The 20434-nt window shown below is 70.5% G+C and carries 12 protein-coding genes and 1 pseudogene; 4 read left to right on the top strand and 9 right to left on the bottom strand.

The window, feature by feature from the left end; all coding sequences use genetic code 11:
• Positions 1–124 precede the first annotated feature (124 nt).
• A complete protein-coding gene (locus tag ACY466_RS09795; RefSeq protein WP_463251995.1) occupies positions 125–553 on the top strand; it encodes a DoxX family protein in 429 nt (142 codons plus the stop codon).
• Here the strand turns inward: ACY466_RS09795 and ACY466_RS09790 are convergent.
• A complete protein-coding gene (locus tag ACY466_RS09790) occupies positions 516–3920 on the bottom strand; it encodes an ATP-dependent helicase (RefSeq protein WP_463251994.1) in 3405 nt (1134 codons plus the stop codon). The genes ACY466_RS09795 and ACY466_RS09790 overlap by 38 nt on opposite strands.
• The gene (locus ACY466_RS09785; RefSeq protein WP_463251993.1) at positions 3917–7297 is read right to left on the bottom strand and encodes an ATP-dependent helicase; all 3381 of its coding nucleotides are present in this window, start codon (positions 7295–7297) and stop codon (positions 3917–3919) included. Before ACY466_RS09785 ends, ACY466_RS09790 begins: the two co-directional genes overlap by 4 nt.
• 82 nt (positions 7298–7379) lie before the next feature.
• On the opposite strand from ACY466_RS09785, the gene ACY466_RS09780 reads away from it, so the two are divergent.
• Positions 7380–8168 (top strand): alpha/beta fold hydrolase, encoded by a 789-nt coding sequence (locus ACY466_RS09780; protein WP_463251992.1) that lies wholly within the window; start codon positions 7380–7382, stop codon positions 8166–8168.
• On the top strand, positions 8165–8476 hold the full coding sequence (locus tag ACY466_RS09775; protein ID WP_463251991.1) for an MGMT family protein: 312 nt from the start codon (positions 8165–8167) through the stop codon (positions 8474–8476). Before ACY466_RS09780 ends, ACY466_RS09775 begins: the two co-directional genes overlap by 4 nt.
• An 11-nt stretch (positions 8477–8487) precedes the next feature.
• On the opposite strand, the gene ACY466_RS09770 is transcribed toward ACY466_RS09775, so the two are convergent.
• Positions 8488–9966 (bottom strand): aminotransferase-like domain-containing protein, encoded by a 1479-nt coding sequence (locus tag ACY466_RS09770; RefSeq protein ID WP_463251990.1) that lies wholly within the window; start codon positions 9964–9966, stop codon positions 8488–8490.
• Positions 9967–10126: 160 nt separating this feature from the next.
• Between ACY466_RS09770 and ACY466_RS09765 the strand changes: the two genes are divergently transcribed.
• Complete coding sequence (locus tag ACY466_RS09765; protein WP_463251989.1) at positions 10127–11881, top strand: NTP transferase domain-containing protein; 1755 nt, start codon at positions 10127–10129, stop codon at positions 11879–11881.
• Here the strand turns inward: ACY466_RS09765 and ACY466_RS09760 are convergent.
• The 6 genes and pseudogenes from ACY466_RS09760 to ACY466_RS09735 all read right to left on the bottom strand — a co-directional run.
• Positions 11829–12551 carry a sirohydrochlorin chelatase gene (locus tag ACY466_RS09760; RefSeq protein WP_463251988.1) on the bottom strand — a complete coding sequence of 241 codons (723 nt, stop codon included), beginning with the start codon at positions 12549–12551 and terminating at the stop codon, positions 11829–11831. The genes ACY466_RS09765 and ACY466_RS09760 overlap by 53 nt on opposite strands.
• Entirely contained in the window at positions 12548–13675 is a 1128-nt protein-coding gene (locus ACY466_RS09755; RefSeq protein WP_463252207.1) for a uroporphyrinogen-III synthase, read from the bottom strand. Before ACY466_RS09755 ends, ACY466_RS09760 begins: the two co-directional genes overlap by 4 nt.
• 41 nt (positions 13676–13716) lie before the next feature.
• On the bottom strand, positions 13717–14106 hold the full coding sequence (gene nirD / locus ACY466_RS09750) for a nitrite reductase small subunit NirD (protein WP_463251987.1): 390 nt from the start codon (positions 14104–14106) through the stop codon (positions 13717–13719).
• Positions 14107–14201: 95 nt separating this feature from the next.
• The gene (gene nirB, locus ACY466_RS09745) at positions 14202–16745 is read right to left on the bottom strand and encodes a nitrite reductase large subunit NirB (protein ID WP_463251986.1); all 2544 of its coding nucleotides are present in this window, start codon (positions 16743–16745) and stop codon (positions 14202–14204) included.
• A gap of 74 nt (positions 16746–16819) precedes the next feature.
• Positions 16820–18310 carry an FAD-dependent oxidoreductase gene (locus ACY466_RS09740; protein WP_463251985.1) on the bottom strand — a complete coding sequence of 497 codons (1491 nt, stop codon included), beginning with the start codon at positions 18308–18310 and terminating at the stop codon, positions 16820–16822.
• Positions 18307–20382: pseudogene (locus tag ACY466_RS09735) on the bottom strand (molybdopterin oxidoreductase family protein); the annotation flags it as partial. The gene ACY466_RS09740 and the pseudogene ACY466_RS09735, both read right to left, overlap by 4 nt.
• Positions 20383–20434 lie beyond the last annotated feature (52 nt).

Raw genomic sequence — 20434 nt, 5'->3', positions numbered from 1 at the left:
GGTTCGTGGACAGCGCGCACGGCGCGGCCGATCAGTCGGGTCCGACTGTAACGGACACCGCGCACCGCATCGCGCATCCGCGTGGTCTTGGTATCGGGTGCGCGATGAGGCAGGCTCATCGCTCATGACCGACCTGTTGTCCTCGTTGCCCGTGCTCGGCCCCTCGGCGAAGCAGAAGGCCGCGAACGCGGCGGCCGGGAGGCTCGCCGTCCTGCTCGGCGGCGCCGGCGTCCTGCACTTCGCGGCGCCCGGCCCCTTCGACGGCCAGGTCCCGCGGGCGCTCCCGGGTGAACCCCGGACGTACACCTACGTGTCCGGTGCGGTCGAACTTGCGCTGGCGGCCGGTCTCACGGTGCCCCGCACCAGACGGGTCTCCGGACTCGCGGCCGCGGCGTTCTTCGTCGCGGTGTTCCCCGCCAACATCCAGATGGCGATGATCTGGCTGGCGAGCGAAAAGACCAGCACCGCAATGAAGATCGGGGTGATCGCGCGCCTCCCCCTGCAGATTCCGCTGATCACCGAGGCTCGGAAGGTCCACCGGCACGCTCGGTAGACGCGGCGTCCGCTCCGGCCGCGCGGACGAGCCGGGCCAGCTCGTCGGCGTCCGGCAGATCGGCCGGGGCCACGGTCGTGTCCGAGCGCACGTAGTGGAATGCCGCGCGCACCATGTCCAGGGAAACGGGCCGAGCAGGATCGGCCGCCGACATCAGCTCGGCCCATGCGATGCGGTACGCGGCGAGTTGCATGCCGATCGCGCGCGCCTCGCCGGGCCCGGGCGGCGCACCGGTCTTCCAGTCCACGATCGTCCAACCGCCGTCGGCGTCGGCGAAGACCGCGTCCATCCGGCCGCGCAGGACCACGCCCGCCACCGAGGTCTCGAACGGAACCTCGACCTCGACAGGGCTGCGTTGCGCCCACCGAGATGCGTCGAACGCCCGTTGCAGCTGCTCCAGGTCGGAGTCGGATCCGGTCGTCGCGTCGGCCGCACCCGGCAACTCGTCCAGGTCCAGTAGCCGGGTCGCACCGAACCGGCGCTCCACCCAGGCGTGGAAGGCCGTTCCCCGGCGCGCCAACGGATTCGGAGCGAACGGCACCGGTCGGCGCAACGCCGACGCCAGCGCATCCGGGTCCGCCACGAGTTGAACGATCTGGGACACCGACAGCGACGAGGGAACCGTGACCTCGCCGCCGGACGACGCCGGCGTGTCGCGTTCGGCGAGCAGGAGATCGATGTCCCGAGCCCAACCATCGGGGTCGGAATCCGCCCCGGCATCGGGGTCGGCGTCGGGCGTGGTCGCCAGTGCCGCCAGCACCGCAGCCGCCCCCGCCTCGACGTCCGCACGGCGGATGCCCAACGGGTCGGCCGGCCACACGGCGGTCTCCGGTGTTCCGGAGAAAGGGTTCGTCGCGTCCGCCGACGGAGGCTCGGTCCAGATCTCGACGGTGGCGGCCGCGCCCCTCTCATCGTGTCCGGCGAGGTCGTCGCGCAGTTCCCGCAGGAACTCCGACGCCCCTCGCGGCTTGGCGGACGTGCGGTCCCAGTGGTGGCCGGACACCAACAGAACTCGCTCGGTGCGGGTGAGTGCCACATAGAACAGTCGGCGGTCCTCGTCCGCGCGGCGACGTTTGAGTGCCTCCTTGTGCGCGGTGATCGCGTTCTCGAGGCTTTTGCGGTCGGCTATGTCGTCGAGCGACAACACCGGAACGCCGCCCGCGTCCTCGCCCTCGACGGCGCGGTCCCCGCGCAACGACGGAGGCAGCTCGGCGACCGATCCCAGCCACGACGCCGAGGCGGTGGACGAGGGGAACACGCCCTCGCTCACGTGCGGTACGGCGACCACCTCCCATTCCAAGCCCTTCGCGGCGTGCACGGTGAGAACCTGGACCCGATGCGGCGCGACCTCCACCTCCCCCGGCGCGAGACCGTCCTCGACGGACTCCGCGGCAGCGAGGAACGTCAGGAGTCCGGTGAGTGTGGCCGTGGGGCCGTCGCCGTAGTCGGCGACGACATCGGCGAACGCGTCGAGATGTTCCCTTCCGCCCGGGTCTCCGGCCGGACGTCGCGCTCCGGCTTCGATTCCGATCCCGAGTACGCGCTCGACGTCGGCGACCAAGTCGGGAAGCGGCTGGCCCAGGCGCATCCGTAGACCGTGCAGCTCCGCGCCGAGCGCCGTGATGCGCCGATGACCTTCCGCGGAGTACCGCGAGGGCTCCCCAGGATCGGCGACGGCGTCGACCAGCCCCGATTGCTCCGCACGCTCCCCCGGCAGCGCCTCTTCCAGCGCGCGACCCAGTTCCCGAGCGTCGCCGACGACCCCGGTTCGCCCCCGCTGCCCGAGTGCGGCGATGTCTCTCGCTCGCGACCAGAGAGCGCGCAGATCGGCGGCGCCGAGCTGCCACCGCGATCCTGTCAACAACCGCATGGCCGCACTCCCCGCGAGGGGGTCTGCGACGAGCCGCAACATCGCCACGAGGTCACCGACCTCCGGGGTACGCAACAACCCGCCGAGACCGACCACCTCGACGGGCAGTCCCCGTCGACGAAGCTCTTCCGCCATCGGCTCCGCATCGGCGTTGCGCCGCACCAGGACCGCCGCGGCGGGGGGTTCGCGGCCGGCGTCGTAGGCGGCGTCGTACTCGGCGGCGACCACACCGGCGATCCAGGCGCGCTCCTCGTCGATGGTGTTCGTCAGCGCCAGTCTCACGTCACCGGTCACGGCACCCGCGCGCGCCTGGAGTTCGTCGACTCCCACACCTCGCCCGCGCAGCGGCGCCGCCACCAGGTTCGCGAGGGCGAGAGCCTGAGGGGGGTTGCGCCAGCTGGTGGTCAGCTGGCGCACCGGAGCCGGCGTCACGGGGGTTCTGGCCGTGGCTGCAGATCGCGGAAAATCGGTGGTGAAGCGCGGCAGGTTCGCCGCGGAGGCGCCGCGCCATCCGTAGATGGACTGCATGGGATCCCCCACCGCCGTGACGGTCATGCCCCGGTCTCGGCCTCCACCGAACAGCGACGAGAGCAGCACGCGCTGCGCGTGTCCGGTGTCCTGGTACTCGTCGAGCAGGACCACCCGGTACCGGGACCGCTCGTCCCGGCCTACTTCCGGATGATCCGCGGCCACCGTCGCGGCCAGCGACATCTGTCGACCGAAATCCAGCAGGCCCTCCGACGTCATCACCTCGTGGAGCCGAGCGACCAGGGGCAGCAACGCCACTCGATCGTGTTGGGTGTCCGACACGGCGAGCAGTGGCCGGCTCGGTCCCGTCCCGGTCTGCCCGGGTCCTGCGGGCAGGGTGGTGACGAGTCGGTCCAGTTCCGCGTGCGCCGCGCGCAGATCACCGGGCGACACGAGGTGTTCGGCGAGCTGACCCGACAGGGCGAGGACCGATTCGGTGATCGATGTCGGGGCGCGGTCGGTGTCGATGTCACCGTCCCAGGCGGAAACGACACGATGCGCGAGTTGCCACAGCTCGGTCTCCGACACCAGCGACGTCGCCGGTTCCACCGGCAGCAGCATTCCGTGCCGATCGACGAGACGGCCGGCGAAGGAGTGGTACGTACTCACCTCCGGCTCGGCCGAGGTGACGGTCCGTCGCAGGTCACCGGACGGATCGAGATCGCGGACCAGCTGCGAGCCCGCCAGCCGGGCGAGACGTTGACGAATGCGAACGGTCAGCTGTTGGGCTGCTTTCCGCGTGAAGGTCAGTCCGAGCACCTCGTCCGGGCGTACGAGGGAATTCGCCACCAACCACACGACACGAGCAGCCATGGTCTCGGTCTTCCCGGACCCCGCGCCGGCCACCACGAGCATCGGTCCCGGTGGTGCGGCGATGATCGCGATCTGCTCGGCGGTGGGTTGCGGCTGGTCCAGTGCGTCGGCCAGTTCGGCGGGCGTGACCCGCGCCTCGGTGACGACGGCGGTCATCCTTCGGTCACCTGGCGACCGCTGTCCTGCGCCGGGCAGGACGACGCGACCGGGCAGTGCCGGCAGCCGTCGTTGACGCGCGCTTCGAACACCGGTCCCCGGGTGGCACGAGCCGCGTCGACCACGGTCTCACGCCATCGGTCCAGCGAGTCCTCCGCCAGGGGAGGTTGTGTACGTTCCGTCGCGCCCTCGGAGCGGTGCGGCTTGGCCACGAACACCAAGCGTCCACCGCCCGGCACGGCGGTGGGTTCGCCGTCCACCGCTCCTTCGGCCAGCGCCACCTGATACGTCGCGAGTTGGGGATGTTCGGCGGCCTGCGCCTTGGTCAGCGCGTTCTTGCCGGTCTTGACGTCGACGACCACGAGCCGACCGTCCGCGTCGCGTTCCAGCCGGTCGATCCGGCCGCGGATCCGCACAGCGGGGTCGCCCGGTGATCGCGGTTCGAGCACCCCGTCCACCGGGACCTCCACGCCCACCTCGGTCAACTCACCGCGGGTGCGGCGCATCCACGCCTCGAACGTCTCGATCATCGACGCGGTCCGGGCCAGTTCCTTGCGGGAATACCAGGCGGATCCCAGATCGACTCCGACCCAGGCCTTTTCGAGTTCGCGACGGACCTCGTCGGGCGGAACGCGTCCGGCGACCGCCTGTACCAGCGTGTGCACCAGCGTTCCGGTGACGGCGTGCACGGTGTCGCCGTCGTTGCCGCCGCTCCGTTCGAGGGCCCAGCGAAGCGGGCACGTGGTGAGCAGCTCCACCGTGGACGGCGACAGCGCGACCGGTCCGTCCTCGGGACCCCACAGTGCGGTGTCCGTGCTGACCCCCGCCATGCCGTACCACTGGTCCGGGTGCGCCCCCGGAACCCCCGCACGTGCGAGGCGCGCCAGCTGTCGGGCGGCGCGCGCGTGTCGCTCGGGGTCGGTGGATTCCACCCGCGCGTCGCAGACCACGCTGCGGAGTTCCGCCACGATGGCCGGGAGCGCCAGTACCCGTCCGGGTACGTCCTCCGTTCGCTCCTGAAGTGAACTCTCGGATCCACGTGCGACGGGCGACGACCACACGCTCGCGTCCTCGATCAGCTCGTCGAGAAAGCGGGATCGTACGAGGTCGGCGTCGCCCGACACCGATTCGACCGCGGTCACCAGCAGCGCTCGGCGGGCTCGGCTGCACGCCGACAGGAACAACCGTCGTTCCTCGGCCAACAACGGCGCGGTGCGCGAGAGTCGGCCGTCCAGGGAGTCTCCGCCGTCGGACACACCGGCCGCGAGATCCACCAACGCCTCGACGCCGAGCAGCGATCCCCTCGGACGCAGCGCCGGCCACAGACCCTCCTGCACCCCGGCGACCGCCACGACCTCCCACTCTCGGCCGGCGGCAGCGTGCGCACTGAGCACGCGCACCGCGTCGGGGGCGACCGCGGGATCACGCCCGTCCCCCACCGGAATCTGCTGATCGGCGACGTAGTCGACGAACCCGGCCACCGTCCCGCGGGGCAACGAATCGACGAAGGCCGCAGCAGCGTCGAACAGCGCCACGACACTGTCGAGATCCCGGTCCGCCTGCGCGCCGAGCGGACCTCCGCGTGCGGACGACGTCGTCCACCGGCGCTCGAGACCCGTCGCTCTCCACGCCGCCCACAGGGCTTCTTCGACCCGGCGACCTCCGGGTCCCACCGCCCGCAGACCGTCGGCGACGACCTTGCGCACGCGACGCAACGGTGCGGCCTCCACGGTGGAGAGGCCGTCGACGAGATCGTCCACGGAGGACCCGACGACGGCGGCGCGTATCAGCGCCGACGAATCGCGCTCGCCGCCACGCGCGACGTCACCGCGACGTAGCCCTCGGCGTAGGCGCCGGACGGCCAGCGGATCGGCCCCGCCGATGGGCCCCTCGACCAGAGCCAGCGCCGCGTCGTCGGTGAACCGGTGCGCACCGTCCCGCTCGAGACCCGCGGCGACGGCGTGCAGCGCCAACAGCAGTGCGGCCGCGCCTCGTTGGCGGTGCAGGGGGACGGCCGCTGCGGACGACACCACGGGCACCCCTGCCGCGTGGAGGGCGCGTCGCAACGGCGGCAGCGAGCGCGGAACCGAACGCACGATCACCGCCATGTCCGACCACCCGACCCCGTCCGACAGGTGAGCTCGACGCATCGTGTCGGCGATCTCGGCCGCCTCCTTCGCTGCGGAATCGGCGACGTGCACTCGTACCGGCGGTACTGCCGTGGGGGGTAGTTCCGGATCCTCGTCGTCGCGGTAGCGCTCGGCCCGCCGTCCGGGATCGCTGCCCGGCAGAAGGGACGCCACGGACGTGGCCACCGAGCCGACCGCGGCCGTGGCCCGGTGGTTGTGTCCCAACACGATTCGACGACCACCGGTGCCGTCGTCGAGCCCCGTCAGGTAGCCCGAGTCCGCGCCGCGGAAGGAGAACACCGTCTGATTCGGGTCCCCGGCCACGACACTCGACGAGGCTCCGACGCAGAGCAGGCGGATCAGGTGTGCCGCCTGCGGGTCCAGGTGTTGCGCGTCGTCCACCAGGACGTGCCGGATGCGGCGTCGCTGGGAGGACAGCAGTTCAGTGTCCGTCGCGAACGCGGTGAGTGCCGCGCCGACGAGCTCGGCCGCGTCCAACCCGGGCGCGGTGGCCTCGGGTGCCTCGACCCCCACCGATCCCCGCAGCAGCATCGCCTGCTCGTACTGGGCGGCGAACTTGCCCGCGGCGACCCATTCGGGCCGACCGTGGGCTCGACCCCACTTGATCAGATCTTCCGGGCCCAACCCTCGTTCTGCCGCCCGCAGTATCAGGTCGCGCAATTCGGAGGCGAACCCGGACAGCGCGAGTGCTGGCCGGACCCGCTCCGGCCAGTACGCCGCACCGTCCGCGACCTCCCCGCGCAACATCTCCCGGATGACCGCGTCCTGTTCGGCGTTTGTGAACAGGCGGGGTGGAGGATTGCCGTGCGCGGAGGCCTGGAGCCGAAGCACGGCGAACGCGTAGGAGTGCACGGTGCGGACCAGGGGCTCGCGGGTCGCCCGCACAGCGGATTCCGCGCCCAGGAGCCCGGCCGTGATCCGATCGCGCATCGCGGTGGCCGCGTTCTTGGAGTGCGTGAGCACCAGAACCGACTCCGGATCACAGCGGCGGTCCACGATGCGCGAGACCGCGACGTCGGCCACCAACGAGGTCTTCCCCGTGCCGGGACCACCGAGAATCTGCCACGGGCCGCCGGCGTCGAGCTCGTGTGGTTCCCGTCCGATCAGCGGCCGGCACGCTCTCGGCCACGATCGCGGCGACGGCGACGCCACCGGCCGAGCGACGAGACGAATCGCGGGGCCTTCGCCGTGACCCGCCGACCTCGCGCCCGCCGCTCGTGTGTCCATGCGGGCATTGCATCATGGGAGTCCGACACGGCCCGAACGACCGCATGTCGCGCCGCCCATCTCGACGGACAGGACGAACACGGTGACCGAGAACAGCGTCCACACCTACGGACCGGACGACGGACCGGTGGTTCTGGCGATACACGGCATGACGGGTCACGGCCGTCGTTGGCGAGCATGGTCGGAGCACCTTCCGCAGGCTCGTGTCGTCGCACCGGACCTGATCGGTCACGGCCGAGCGCGGTCGACCCCGCCCTGGAACATCGAGGCCCAGGTCGAACTCCTCGAACGGGCGATCACCGACCATGCGCCCGGACCGGTGGTCGTCGTCGCCCACTCCTACGGCGGCGTCCTCGCGGTCCATCTGGCTCGCACCGCTCCGTCACGAGTGTCCGGAATGGTGCTGCTCGATCCGGCGATCGGACTGGATCCCGAGACGATGCTGTCGATCGCGCACTCGACGGCGACCCACCACGACTACACCGACGAGGCCGAGGCGCGCTCGGAGAAGATCCACGGCGCGTGGAACGACGTCGATCCTCGGCTGCTCGACGAGGAGGTCGCGGAGCATCTGATCCCCACCGAGAACGGTCGAGTCGGATGGCGTACCTCGATGCCCGCACTGGTGGCGTCGTGGGGCGAACTGGCCCGGCCCGTCGTCGTTCCACCGCCGCACATCCCGGTGACCGTCGTGCGCGCGGCTCGCGTGCAGCCGCCCTACGTCGGGGAGCCCTTCCTCGACGCGCTGGCACGGGACGGTCGCCGGTTCGAACTCCTCGACTTCGACTGCGATCACATGGTGCCGCAGGCCCGTGGACCGGAGTCGGCGGCTCTCGTCGCACGCATGCTGGAGACGGTCGGGGCGCGATGAGCCCCATCACGGACGCTCAGGTCGAAGCGGTGCGCGCCGCCGTGCAGGCGGTTCCGCGCGGCGCGGTGACGACCTACGGCGACATCGCCCGGTACGTCGGGCTGTCGAGCCCGCGCATCGTGGGGTGGATCATGAGAACCGATTCGGTCGACCTGCCGTGGCATCGAGTGCTGCGTGCGGACGGACGACCCGCGCCCCATCTGCGCGAGCAGCAACTCGCCACGCTGCGAGGGGAGGGCGCTCGGGTCACCGACGGCCGGGTCGATCTCGGTACCTGTCGACACCGATTCCCCGATCCGACGCGGTGACGCGGCCTGCCTCAGGCAATGAGCTCGGGGACCTCGACGCGCCGGGGTGCGGCCGGCGTGCGCGCGAGGTCCGCACCGTCCCCGCAGACCCGCACGAGCACGTCCAGAGCGGCGTCGATCTCCGCCGGCGAGCGGGTGAACGGAATCCGCTGGTGATCGTCGAAGGCGTAGCCGGTGCCGAACCGGGTCCCCGGCGCCAACAGCAGCCCGTGACCACGCGCCGCCTCCACCAGCGCGGTGGACCCGAGCCCGTCCGGCAGCGTGCACCACAGCGACAGACCGCCACGAGGTCGATGGAACGTCCAGTTCGGTAGGCGTCGCGTCAGCCCGTCCATCAACCGATCACGGCTCGCCGCGAGCCGGGCGGCTCGATGGGCGACCACCTCGTCGTACCGCCCGAGAAGATCGATCGCCGCGAACTGGTCGAGGGCCGAGACGCCGAGCTGACGGCGCGCGAACGTCGAGGCGAGACGAGCGATGTGCGCCGGATCCGCCCTGACCCACCCGACGCGTAACCCGCCCCACACGGTCTTGCTCATCGACCCCACCGTGATGGTGGCGCGATCGGGCAGCGGGGCGCCGAACGCCTCGCTCGGTTGGTCACCGTCGAGAGCGAGATCCACGGCGACCTCGTCGACGACCGTGAGGACACCGTGTCGGTGCAACGTCGCGGCCACACGTCGGCGGTGTGCGGTGGGTAGTTCGGCCCCCGAGGGGTTGGACCAGTCGGGCATCAGATACGCGAGCGTCGGATCGTGCTGACGGGCGAGTCGATCGACCCCGGCGACGAAGGCGTCGGGATCGGCCGGATCCACCGGCACGGACACGCACCGACCACCGGCCGCCTCGATCACCTCGACGGCACCGGGGTAGGTGGGGTGCTCGATCAGGACCCTGTTTCCCGGGTCGACGAAGGTGTCGACGACGGCGTGCAGTGCGTCGGCGGCGCCGGAGGTGACGAGGATCTGGTCCGGTGTGGTCGGCATCCCGCGTCGAGAGAATCGCTGCGCCACCAGCTCTCGCAGTGTCGGCACCCCGGCACGGACGTACCCGGTGTCCGTCAGGTGCGCCCCGATCTCCCGCGCGGCCGTCGCGTACGCCGCGCCGAGGTGCGTCGACGCCGGCGGTGCCGCGTTCACGAATTCGAGGACGTCCCCCGGGTTCCCGTGCAACAGCCCACCCCACGGCAGCGGCCGCGGCTCGGGCACCACGAAGGTTCCGGAGCCGTGTCGGGACACCAGGCGTCCGCGATCGCGTAGTTCGCGGTAGGCCGAGGCGACGGTCACGCGGCTGATGCCGAGCACCGCCGCGAACACCCGCTCGGAGGGCACCCGCACCCGAGGAGCGAGCGTGCCGGCGGAGATCAATCGATCGAGCTCGTCGGCCAGCGCCGTGTAGAGCGTTCCTCGATCCCCGCGAAGTGCCGCCGGGTCCACGTGCGCCGCGAGCGTGCGCGCGGACATCGCCTCGACCGATCCGGAAGTGGTCACCTGCGAAAGGATGCCACATCGGTCGTCGAGCAGGCCACTCGTGCACCGACGGCGCTCCGGCGCCTCGAGTGGACCGCCGTGCGAACGGACCGTGCCGACGACCCCGCGGACCGCTCCCTGCTGGATCTCGCGGTCGGCGTCACCACTAGAGTCGGCTGTCATGACGGACGGGGATGTCGTGGTGGACGCCGTCGTGTTGGCCGGTGGCCGCAGCTCGCGGATGAACGGAGCCGACAAGACCCTCGCCACGATCGACGGGCACACCCTCGTCGACCGCGCCGTCGAGGCGGTGTCGTTCTGCCGCACCGTCGTGGTGGGTCCGAGCTCCGTGCCGGTGTCCCGCCCGGTTCTGCGCACGCGTGAGGAACCGCACTTCGGCGGTCCCGTCCGGGCACTGGCCGCGGGCCTGACCGCGCTGACGACCACCCCCGCTTCCGCCGTGACGGTGGTGCTGTCCGCCGACCTGCCCTACATCACCGAAGCCGCCGTTCGCCGCCTCGTCGACACGCTGGGACGCTCCGAGGCCGACGCGGTCTTCGCGACCGATTCGGATGGGCACCTGCAGTACCTGGTGGGTGCGTGGCGCACGGACGCCCTGCACGCGGGTCTCGCCCGGACGGACCACGGAGCCGACGCCACCCGCCAGCCGGCGTTTCGATCGCTGCTGCCCCAGCGCTACACCGGCATCGCCCTCGTCGGGGTCGACGATGTCGACACCGCGGAGGATCTGCTCGCGGCCCGCACCGCCGGGATTCGACCGACCCTGGACCGCGCACGCTCGCTGATCGCCGAACGCCTCCGCCCCAAACCCGTGGTCGTCGCGTCGTTGCTGGACAACCTCGGCGGGGCGCTGGCCGAGCCTCTGCGTGCCGCAACCGCTTTCCCTCGCTTCCCCACGTCCGCCATGGACGGTTACGCCGTGGTGGGATCCGGCCCCTGGCGCCTGACCGACACCGTCGTCACCGCCGGCGACGCGGCCACGGTCCACCTCGCGGCGGGCACCGCGGTCCGCATCGCAACGGGCGCACCGGTTCCCGCCGGCGCGTCGGTGGTGCGGGACGAGTTCGTCGACCTCGCGCCGCCGTGGGTTCGGCTCCGGGAGGACGCGCCGACGCGGGACGACGCCAGGTCCGTCGGTGAGGACTGGTCCGCCGGTACGCAACTCGCGCCGGTGGGCACCACGATCACTCCCGCCGTGGCGTCGGCCGCGCTCAGCGCCGGCATCGAGAAGGTCATGCTGCGTGGACCGGCCACGGTGCGTCTGGTGCTGAGCGGCAACGAGATCGTCGGTGACGACCGCCCGCTCTCGGACGGCATGATTCGCGACACCATCGGACCGGTCATGCCGAATTATCTGCACTGGTGCGGTTTTCGCGTCGCCGACACCGTGCACTGCGAGGATTCGGACGAGGCGTTCGATCGAGCACTGACCGCACCGGGCCCCGACGGTGCCGTGGCCGACGTCGTCGTGTTCGTCGGCGCGACCGGATCCGGCGCTGCGGATCGCCTGCAGGACATGCTGATTCGACACCGGACGACGCCCATCGTGCGCGGACTCGCGCTGCGACCCGGCGGATCCACCACCGTCTCCACGTTGCCGGACGGACGCGTCGTCCTCGGCGTTCCCGGCAACCCCTACGCCGCGGTCAGCACGATCTGCATTCTGGGCCCCGCCGTCGCACGGGCGGTCACGGCTCAATCGCCACCGACGCGGATCACCGGACGACTGCTCGATGCGGGCGATCCGCCCGACGTGGCGCGATCACTACCGGCGACCCACCTGGGCGACGACGGTTGGCGTGCCGAGACATCGCTGCGCACAGCGCATCTCGCGGCCCTCGTCGGTCACGACGCCCTCGCGATCATCGGCCCGGGTGACTCGCCCGTCGAGATCGTCCCGCTTCCGCGTATGTGAGGGCCGCCTCGCGATACCGCTCGCAGACCAGGTCGACCACCCCGGGGTGCAACCCGAGAGGTTCGGTGACACCGTCGGCTCCGCACTCGCCCAGCCTGGTGTGGAACAGGCCGGGAGCCAACAGGTAGGAGGCGACGAACACGCGACCGGGGCCCGCGTCGCGCAGCTGTGGAACCAGATCCTTCACGCGCGGCTCTCCCGTTGCCACGTAGGCCACCGAGACCGTGGAATTCGCGGCCTCCGACAGCTGATCCGCGGCCGTGTGCACATCGGCCAACGCCCGAGCGTCGGACGATCCGGCCGCGGCGAGAACGATGCGTTCGCCGGGCTGCCATCCGAGCCGTTCGAGGCGTTCGATCATCACTCCCGCGAGTACGGGATCAGGTCCGAGCGCCCGCGTGACGTGGACGTCGGCGTGCCCGCTCTCCTCGATCTCCCTCGGCACATCGGCGTGCACATGATAGCCGGAGGCGAGGAACGCGGGGACCAGGACCGCGGGGCCGTCGACGTCGCGCAGAACCTCCGACGGAGTCGGACCCAGGACGTCCACGAACGCCACCCGCACCGGACCCGCGGACACCGTCACCGCATCCGCGAGGTCGGCGATCAGTCGCACTCCGGCCGGATTCCGGGTGCCGTGCGCCACGAGAATCAGCTGCGGGACCGTCACGAGTCACCGTCCAGGGCGAGTCGGTATCCACGCTTGACCACGGTGGCGATGATACCGGGGGCTCCGAGAGCCGATCGGACGCGCGCCACCGCCGTCTCCACGGCGTGAGTGTCGCCGCCGCCACCCGGTAGCGCCGCGAGCAATTCGTCGCGCGAGACGACTCGGCCGGGGGTACGGGCCAGGACGTGCAGGAGGGCCATTCCGGCCGGCGACAGCGCCTTGGGAACGCCGTCCACCACGATGCACGCGCCGAGCACCCGGATGTCGTGGCCGCCGGCACGGAGCATCACGGCCCGACGGGGCAATTCGTCGGCCACGTGGCGGGCGAGCGCACCGACTCTCGCTCGCACCGGCGCGGTCGTCGGCACGCCGAGCACGTCGAGCGGACCCGAGGTCACCGGACCGACGCACACGGCGAGAACCCGATCGCGCAGGGACTGCAGCAACGGGTCGAGCAGCCCGTTCTCCTTCGCCCGCATGAGCATCGCCGCGACGGCAGGAGCACTGGTGAACGTCACCGCATCGAGATCCCCCGCGATCACGGCGTCGATCATCCGGTCCATGGGAGCCGAGTCGGCAGGCGGCACCCACCGGTACACCGGCACCGGGATCACCGTCGCGCCGGCGCCACGCAGGGCTTCGCAGAAGTCCGGTATCGGCTCCCATTCGGTCGTCGCGCCGTGCAACTGCACCGCCACGGTCGTGTCTCGAACACCCTCGGACAGAAGGTGCTCGAGTACCTCGGCCGAGGATTCCGAATCAGGAGACCACTCCTCCCGGAGTCCGGCGGCTCGAATGGCTCCCTTGGCCTTGGGTCCGCGCGCCAGAATTCGTGTCGCCTCGAGGGCGCGCCCGAGGTCCTCGGCCCGGCCCCACCCGTCCGCGGCTTCCATCCATCCGCGAAACCCGATCCCGGTGGTCGCCACGGTGATGTCGGGCGGGGTGGCGATGATCTGCAGGGTGACCCGTTCCAGTTCCGCGTCGTCGGACAACGGAATGATGCGGATGGCGGGCGCGTGCAGAACCTCCGCGCCCCGACGCTCGAGCAGGGTGGCCAGTTCGTCGGCACGTCGGGCAGCGGTGATGCCCACCGTGAACCCGGCGAGTGGCGTATCGGTCGACACCGCGGACGTGACCCCCGGCACGGCCTCGGTCGACTGTTCGCTCACGGCGTTTCCGTCTCCGATCCGGCGATGAGAACCATGTCGGCGTCCACCGCGACGGGATACGTGGCGAGCCGAACCTCCGGATCGTCCAGGCACCGGCCGTCTCGCAACGAGAATACCTGCTTGAGCAACGGCGATGCCACGGTCGGCTCCCCGCCCCGATCGCCGACCAGCCCTCGGGACATCACGGCCGCGCGGCCGTAGGGATCGATGTTGTCGACCGCGTGGAGCGAGTCGTCGGGCAGTCGGAACAGGGCGGCCTGCCTCCCGCCAGGCAGCAAAACCGCGACTCCACGCCCGGGGATCAGCGAGTCGAAGGCGATGGCCGGAGTCCAGGTCGGTGCCGCGACACCGGAGTGAAGCGGGTCGAGCGATTCGGTGACGGTCATGAAAGATTCCTCCTGGAGACAGTTCTACGTCGCCCGTGTTTCTCGGCGGTTAACCGGACATGTCCGGCGTTGTCGCACTCGTGGGTGGGTGCCGTTCACCCGGCCGGGACCGTGGGCATTCCCATGAGCACGGGGACCTTCCGCGGTCCGTCCTCGTCGAAGGAGACGGTGGGATCGGCTTCGGTCGGGGCATTGACGAACGACACGAACCGGCTCAGTTTGTCCTCGTCCTCCAACACCCCCGCCCACTCGTCGCGGTAACCGGCGACGTGACGATCCATGTCCGCCTCCAGTTCGGCCCCGATCCCGAGGCTGTCCTCGCACACCACCGCGATCAGGTGTTCGAGGCCGCCCTCGAGCGATTCGAGCCACGGCGCCGTCCGTTGGAGCCGGTCCGCGGTACGGACGTAGAACATCAGGTAGCGGTCGATGTAGCTGACCAGAGTCGCATCGTCGAGGTTGGAGGCGAGCAGCTGAGCGTGCTTCGGACTCTGTCCGCCGTTGCCGCCGACGTAGAGGTTCCACCCACCCTCGGTCGCGATCACTCCGACGTCCTTACCACGCGCTTCCGCGCACTCTCGAGCACATCCGGACACGCCGAACTTGATCTTGTGCGGTGAGCGGAGCCCGCGGTACCGGTTCTCCAGGTCGACTGCCATGCCGACCGAGTCCTGGACGCCGTATCGGCACCAGCTCGAGCCGACGCAGCTCTTCACCGTGCGCAGCGACTTTCCGTACGCCTGACCGGATTCCATACCCGCGTCCACGAGGCGCTTCCAGATGGCGGGCAGTTGCTCCACCCGCGCCCCGAACATGTCGATGCGTTGACCACCCGTGACCTTGGTGTAGAGCCCGAAGTCGCGGGCGACCTCACCGATGACGATGAGTTGCTCCGGTGTGCACTCCCCGCCGGGCATCCGCGGGACCACCGAGTACGTTCCGTTCTTCTGGATGTTGGCCAGGAAGTGATCGTTGGTGTCCTGCAGCGACGCCTGCTCGCCGTCGAGGATGTGATCCGACGACGTCGACGCCAGGATGGATGCGACGACCGGCTTGCAGATGTCGCACCCGGTTCCGCCGCCGTACTTCGCGATCAACGACGAGAAGGTTCGGGTGTTCGTGGCCCGCACGATCTCGAAGAGCTCCGCCCGAGACTGGGAGAAGTGCTCGCACAACGACTTCGAGAGCACCACGCCCGACGCGGCGAGCAGGGACTTGATCGACGGAAGACACCCACCGCACGTCGTGCCCGCGGACGTGCACGCCTTCACGGCGGCCACGTCGCAGGCACCCTCGGCGATGGCGCCGCAGATGGCGCCCTTGGTGACCCCGTTGCAGGAACAGATCTCGGCCGCGTCGGGAAGCGCCCCGATTCCCACCTGCTCCGCCGCCGGGGAGATGAGCGCTCCCGGATCCCCGGGCAGCTCTCGGCCCACCAGCGGACGGAGCAACGCGTAGGCGGTCGCGTCGCCCACCAGGATTCCTCCCAGGAGCGTCGTCGCGTCGTCCGAGACGACGAGTTTCGCGTACGTACCCTTCGGTGCATCGCTGAAGACCACTTCGAGCGCGCCGTCGGTGGCGGCCATCGCGTCCCCGAAACTCGCGACGTCGACACCCATGAGTTTGAGTTTGGTCGACATGTCCGCGCCGGGAAATTCTGCGGAGCCGCCCACCAGGCGGTCCGCGACGACCTCCGCGGTGGAATAGCCCGGTGCGACCAGTCCGTAGCATCGGCCCTCGACCGCCGCGCACTCGCCGATCGCGAAGATGTTCGGATCCGCGGTGCGGCAACCGATGTCGGTCAGGACGCCACCGCGCTCCCCCACCTCGAGTCCGCTGTCGCGGGCGAGCCGATCGTGCGGACGCACTCCGGCCGAGAAGACCAGCAAGGCCGCGTCGATCGTGCTGCCGTCCGACAGCGTCACCTCGATTCCCGACGCGCTCTCCGTGATCGACGACGTTCCGACGCCCGTGTGGACCGCGACCCCGAGATCGGTGATCAACCGTTCCAGCAGCGCCCCGCCGCCCTGATCGACCTGCATGGGCATCAACCTCGGTGCGAACTCGACGACGTGCGGAGTCATCCCCATCGTCTTCAGCGCGTTCGCCGCTTCGAGACCCAGCAGACCACCACCGACGACGACGCCCACCGCCCCGGGTTCCGCGGCGTCCGCGCAGGATCGGATTCGGTCGAGATCGTCCAGGGTCCGGTAGACGAAGCACCGGTCCAGATCGTGTCCGGGAATCGGCGGGACGAAGGGGTACGACCCGGTCGCCAGGATCAACGCGTCGTACGGCACACGATCTCCGCCGGCGGTCACCACCTCGCGGGCGTCGCGATCGATCGCGTCGGCCCGTGTTTCGGTACGCATGGTCACCGCGGTGTCACCCGGATAGTCGTTGCCCGCCAACGCGAGTGCCTCGCGGTCCCACGCACCGACGTAGGACGACAGACCCACCCGGTCGTACGCCGGAAGCGCTTCCTCGCACAGAACGGTCACCGACCAGTCACCCGCCGTGTCACGCGCGCGGAGGGCCTCGACGAAGCGGTGCCCCACCATGCCGTGACCGACCACCACGGCCGACCTGCCGGTGGGGCGGGCGGTGTGCGGTGATGGGGCGTCACTCGGGCGTGTCATGAGGTCTCCTCGACGATGGGGCAGATTCGGTGATTCGGTGATTCGGTGATTCGGTGATTCGGGGTTCGGTCGACTCAGGCCGTGTTCAGCGCGTCGGGCGGATCCACCCGGTGCAGCCACTCGCACAACCCCTCGACCACGCCGACGCAACTCCCGCACCCCGTGGTGGCTCGGGTCTTCTCGGCCATCGAGGTCGGCGTGTGTGCACCGGCTCGCCAGGCAGTGACGAGGTGCTTCTTGGTGACGGTGTTGCACCGGCAGATCACGGCCGCGTCGGGCATCGTCGAGGGGTTGGCGCTCTCGGTGGCGCCGCCGACGAGATGTCCGAGCAGAAGGGTCATCCGGTCGCTCGGCACGGGGGTGGCGCCGTCGAAGTACTGGCTCAGCGTGCCCACGACCTCGGGGTTCCCGAGCATGACCGCGCCGACCAGCCGGTCCTTGCGGACGACGACCTTGGCGTACCGGCCCCGCGTCGGATCCGACATCACCAGAACTTCGGTGTCGGTGTCGGCACCGTCGGCGTCGACCTCGCCCATCGAGGCGAGGTCGACGTCGTGGGCCTTGAGTCGCGTGATCTGGGCCGTACCGTCGTACCCGGTTCCGCCGCCGGTGCCGCACAGTTGATCTGCGACGACGCCCGCCATCTCCCAGGCGGGCTGCACCAGGCCGTAGACGTCGCCGCGATGCTGGGCGCACTCACCGATGGCTCGAATCTGCGGGTCGGATGTGCGGAGGTCGTCGTCGACCACGACGGCGCGGTCGACGACCAGCCCGGCCTCGGCGGCGAGTGCGACGTTGGGGCGGATGCCGGCGGCCACGATCACCAGATCGGCGCCGATCGCGCTCCCGTCCGACAGCACGAGTTCGCGGCTACCGTCCGCACCGACGCGCAGTTCCTTCGCTCGTGCGTCCAGAGCCACGTCCATGCCGAGTTCACGCAGGACACGAGTCAATACGGCACCTCCCGCGCCGTCCATCTGCTTTTCCATCGGATAGGCGCGGGGATGGACGATGGTGACCTGAGCTCCGCGCATGAGTGCGCCGCGCGCGGCCTCGATTCCGAGGAGCCCCGCGCCGATGACGACCACCCGGGTTCCCGGCGTCGCCGCAGCGACGATCGACTCGCAGTCTCCGAGCGTGCGAAAGGCGACGACGCCGTCGGCGAGGCGACCCGCGTCGTCCGTGAGTCCGCGCGCGGGTGGGACGAAGGGCCGGGATCCGGTCGCCAGCACCAGCGTGTCGTAACGGTCGACCTGCCCGTCGGAGCGAGCGACGGTGCGCGCAGCCGGGTCGATCGCGGTGATCGCGACCCCCACGTGCGTGGTCAGTCCGTGCCGGACACACCAGTCCTCGGGCTTGAGACGGGTATCGACCGGACGCAGCTGCCCGGCGACGACGTTGGAGAGCAGGATTCGGTTGTACGCGGAGTGCGGCTCGTCGCCGTACACCACGACCTCCACCCGTTCGGCCCTCGGATCGCGGCGATGGATCTCGTCCTGCAGACGGGCTCCGGCCAACCCGTTGCCCACCACGACGACACGATGGCGACGATCGGTCTCGCTCATCGCCGCGGCTCCAGCCGTACGGCACACACCTTGAACTCCGGCATCCGGCTCGTCGGGTCCAGAGCCGGGTTGGTGACGAGGTTGGCGCGACCTCGATCGGCGAAGTGAAACGGCAGGAAGACCGTGTCCAGTCGCATCGAGGCGTCGCACCGCACCACCGCCCCGACGGTGCCGCGGCGCGAGACGATGTCCGCGTCCGCGCCGTCCACGAGACCTGCGCGGGTCGCGGTATCGGGGTGGACCTGGACGAACATCGCTCCTGCCGACTCGGACAGCGACGCCACCCGGCGGGTCTGCGCTCCGGACTGGTAGTGCGTGAGCACCCGGCCCGTGGTGGCGAGAAGCGGGAAATCCGCGTCGGTGGGTTCGGCCGGGCCGATGTGATCGACCGGGACGAACCGTGCACGACCGTTCGGGGTCGCGAACCGATCGAGAAAGAGTCGCGGGGTGCCCGGGTGATCGACCGCGGGGACCGGCCAGTGCAGAGCCTCACCGGCGTCGAGCCGCTCGTAGGTGATGCCCGAGTAATCGGCGACGCCACCCGCGCTCGCACGCCGCAGTTCGTCGAACACCACCCGAGCGTCGACGGGGAAGCGATCCCGGGGCTGGCCGAGTCGGACCGCGAGATCGGACAGGATTCGCAATTCGCCGCGCGCCCCGTCCGGAGCCTCCACCGCGCTGCGGCGGCGCAGAATTCGGCCCTCGAGCGACGTCATGGTGCCTTCTTCCTCCGCCCATTGCAGCGTCGGTAGCACCACGTCGGCCAACGCCGCCGTCTCGGACATCACGAAGTCCGTGACCACCAGGAGGTCGAGCGAGGACAGCCGATCGACCACGTGCGACGCGCGGGGCGCCGAGACGGCGACGTTGGATCCGTGCACCATCAGCGCTCGCGGCCCGGTCTCGGTGCCGAGTGCGTCGAGCAACTCGTACGCGCTCAGTCCGGCACCCGGGATCTCGGAGGCCTCGATCCCCCACACCGACGCGACGTGTTCGCGCGCGTCGGGGTCGGTGATCTTGCGATAGCCGGGAAGCTGGTCCGCCTTCTGTCCGTGCTCGCGCCCGCCCTGCCCGTTTCCTTGACCGGTGATGCACCCGTAACCCGTGCCCGGTCGACCGCAGAGACCGAGAACGAGGGCCAATCCGATGACCGCGGAGACGGTGTCGGTGCCGGATGCGTGCTGCTCGGCACCGCGAGCCGAGAGGATGTAGGCGCCGGTTCCCGCGTCGCGCGACGCAGCGAGCAACCGTACGGCCGCCTGCATCTTCGCGACCGGCACTCCGGTGACGCGCTCGGTCCGCTCCGGCCACCATTGCGCCGCCGCGGTCCAGAACTCGCCGAACCCCTCGGTGCGGGAGTCGAGGTACTCACGGTCGGCGAGGCCGTCCAGCACGGCGAGGTGGACCATCCCCAGCGCCAACGCCAGATCGGTGCCCGGGGAGAGTTGCAGGTGCACCCCGCCGGCTGCCGTCGCACGCTCGACGGTGGGAGTGCGCCGGGGGTCGGCGACCACCAGTCCGCCCGCTTCCGCGGCCGACTTCAGGTGCTGCACGAACGGCGGCATCGTCTCCGAGACGTTCCCGCCCAGCAGAAGAACGGCGCGCGCGTCACCGACGTCTGCGAGGGGAAAGGGCAGTCCGCGGTCGAGCCCGAAGGACTTGTTGCCCGCCGCGGCCGCGGAGGACATGCAGAACCGGCCGTTGTAGTCGATGTTCGACGTACCCAGCGCCACCCGCGCGAATTTGCCCAGCAGATAGGACTTCTCGTTGGTGAGGCCACCCGCTCCGAAGATTCCCACCGCATCGGCGCCGTGCTCACCGCGGATGCGGATGAACGTCGAGGCGATCAGATCGAGCGCGTGATCCCACGTGGTGGGGACGAGCACCCCGTCCACTCGCACCAACGGCGACGTCAACCGTCCCGGCACTCGCAGGAGTTCCGCTGCGGTCCAGCCCTTCTGACACAGACCGCCCTTGTTCGTGGGGAACTGCCGCGACTCGACGGCCGCGTCGGCCGCGTTCGCTCCCGTCACGGTCATCGCGCACTGGAGCCCGCAGTACGGGCAGTGGGTCGCCGTTCCGAGGTTCCGTGCCTCCCGGGGGTTCCGCGACTCGTGGGCCGTG

Source organism: Rhodococcus sp. K11/5, assembly GCF_055193735.1.
The sequence above is the reverse complement of the archived record's forward strand: the minus strand, read 5'-3'. Positions and strand labels throughout refer to the sequence as shown.

Bases quoted from the DNA above. Each gene is read 5' to 3' on its own strand.
- ACY466_RS09765 (WP_463251989.1), top strand. From the start codon at position 10,127: ATGACGGACGGGGATGTCGTGGTGGACGCCGTCGTGTTGGCCGGTGGC.
- ACY466_RS09785 (WP_463251993.1), bottom strand. From the start codon at position 7,297: ATGGACACACGAGCGGCGGGCGCGAGGTCGGCGGGTCACGGCGAAGGC.
- nirD (WP_463251987.1), bottom strand. From the start codon at position 14,106: ATGACCGTCACCGAATCGCTCGACCCGCTTCACTCCGGTGTCGCGGCA.
- ACY466_RS09795 (WP_463251995.1), top strand. From the start codon at position 125: ATGACCGACCTGTTGTCCTCGTTGCCCGTGCTCGGCCCCTCGGCGAAG.
- nirB (WP_463251986.1), bottom strand. From the start codon at position 16,745: ATGACACGCCCGAGTGACGCCCCATCACCGCACACCGCCCGCCCCACC.
- ACY466_RS09740 (WP_463251985.1), bottom strand. From the start codon at position 18,310: ATGAGCGAGACCGATCGTCGCCATCGTGTCGTCGTGGTGGGCAACGGG.
- ACY466_RS09775 (WP_463251991.1), top strand. From the start codon at position 8,165: ATGAGCCCCATCACGGACGCTCAGGTCGAAGCGGTGCGCGCCGCCGTG.
- ACY466_RS09790 (WP_463251994.1), bottom strand. From the start codon at position 3,920: ATGACCGCCGTCGTCACCGAGGCGCGGGTCACGCCCGCCGAACTGGCC.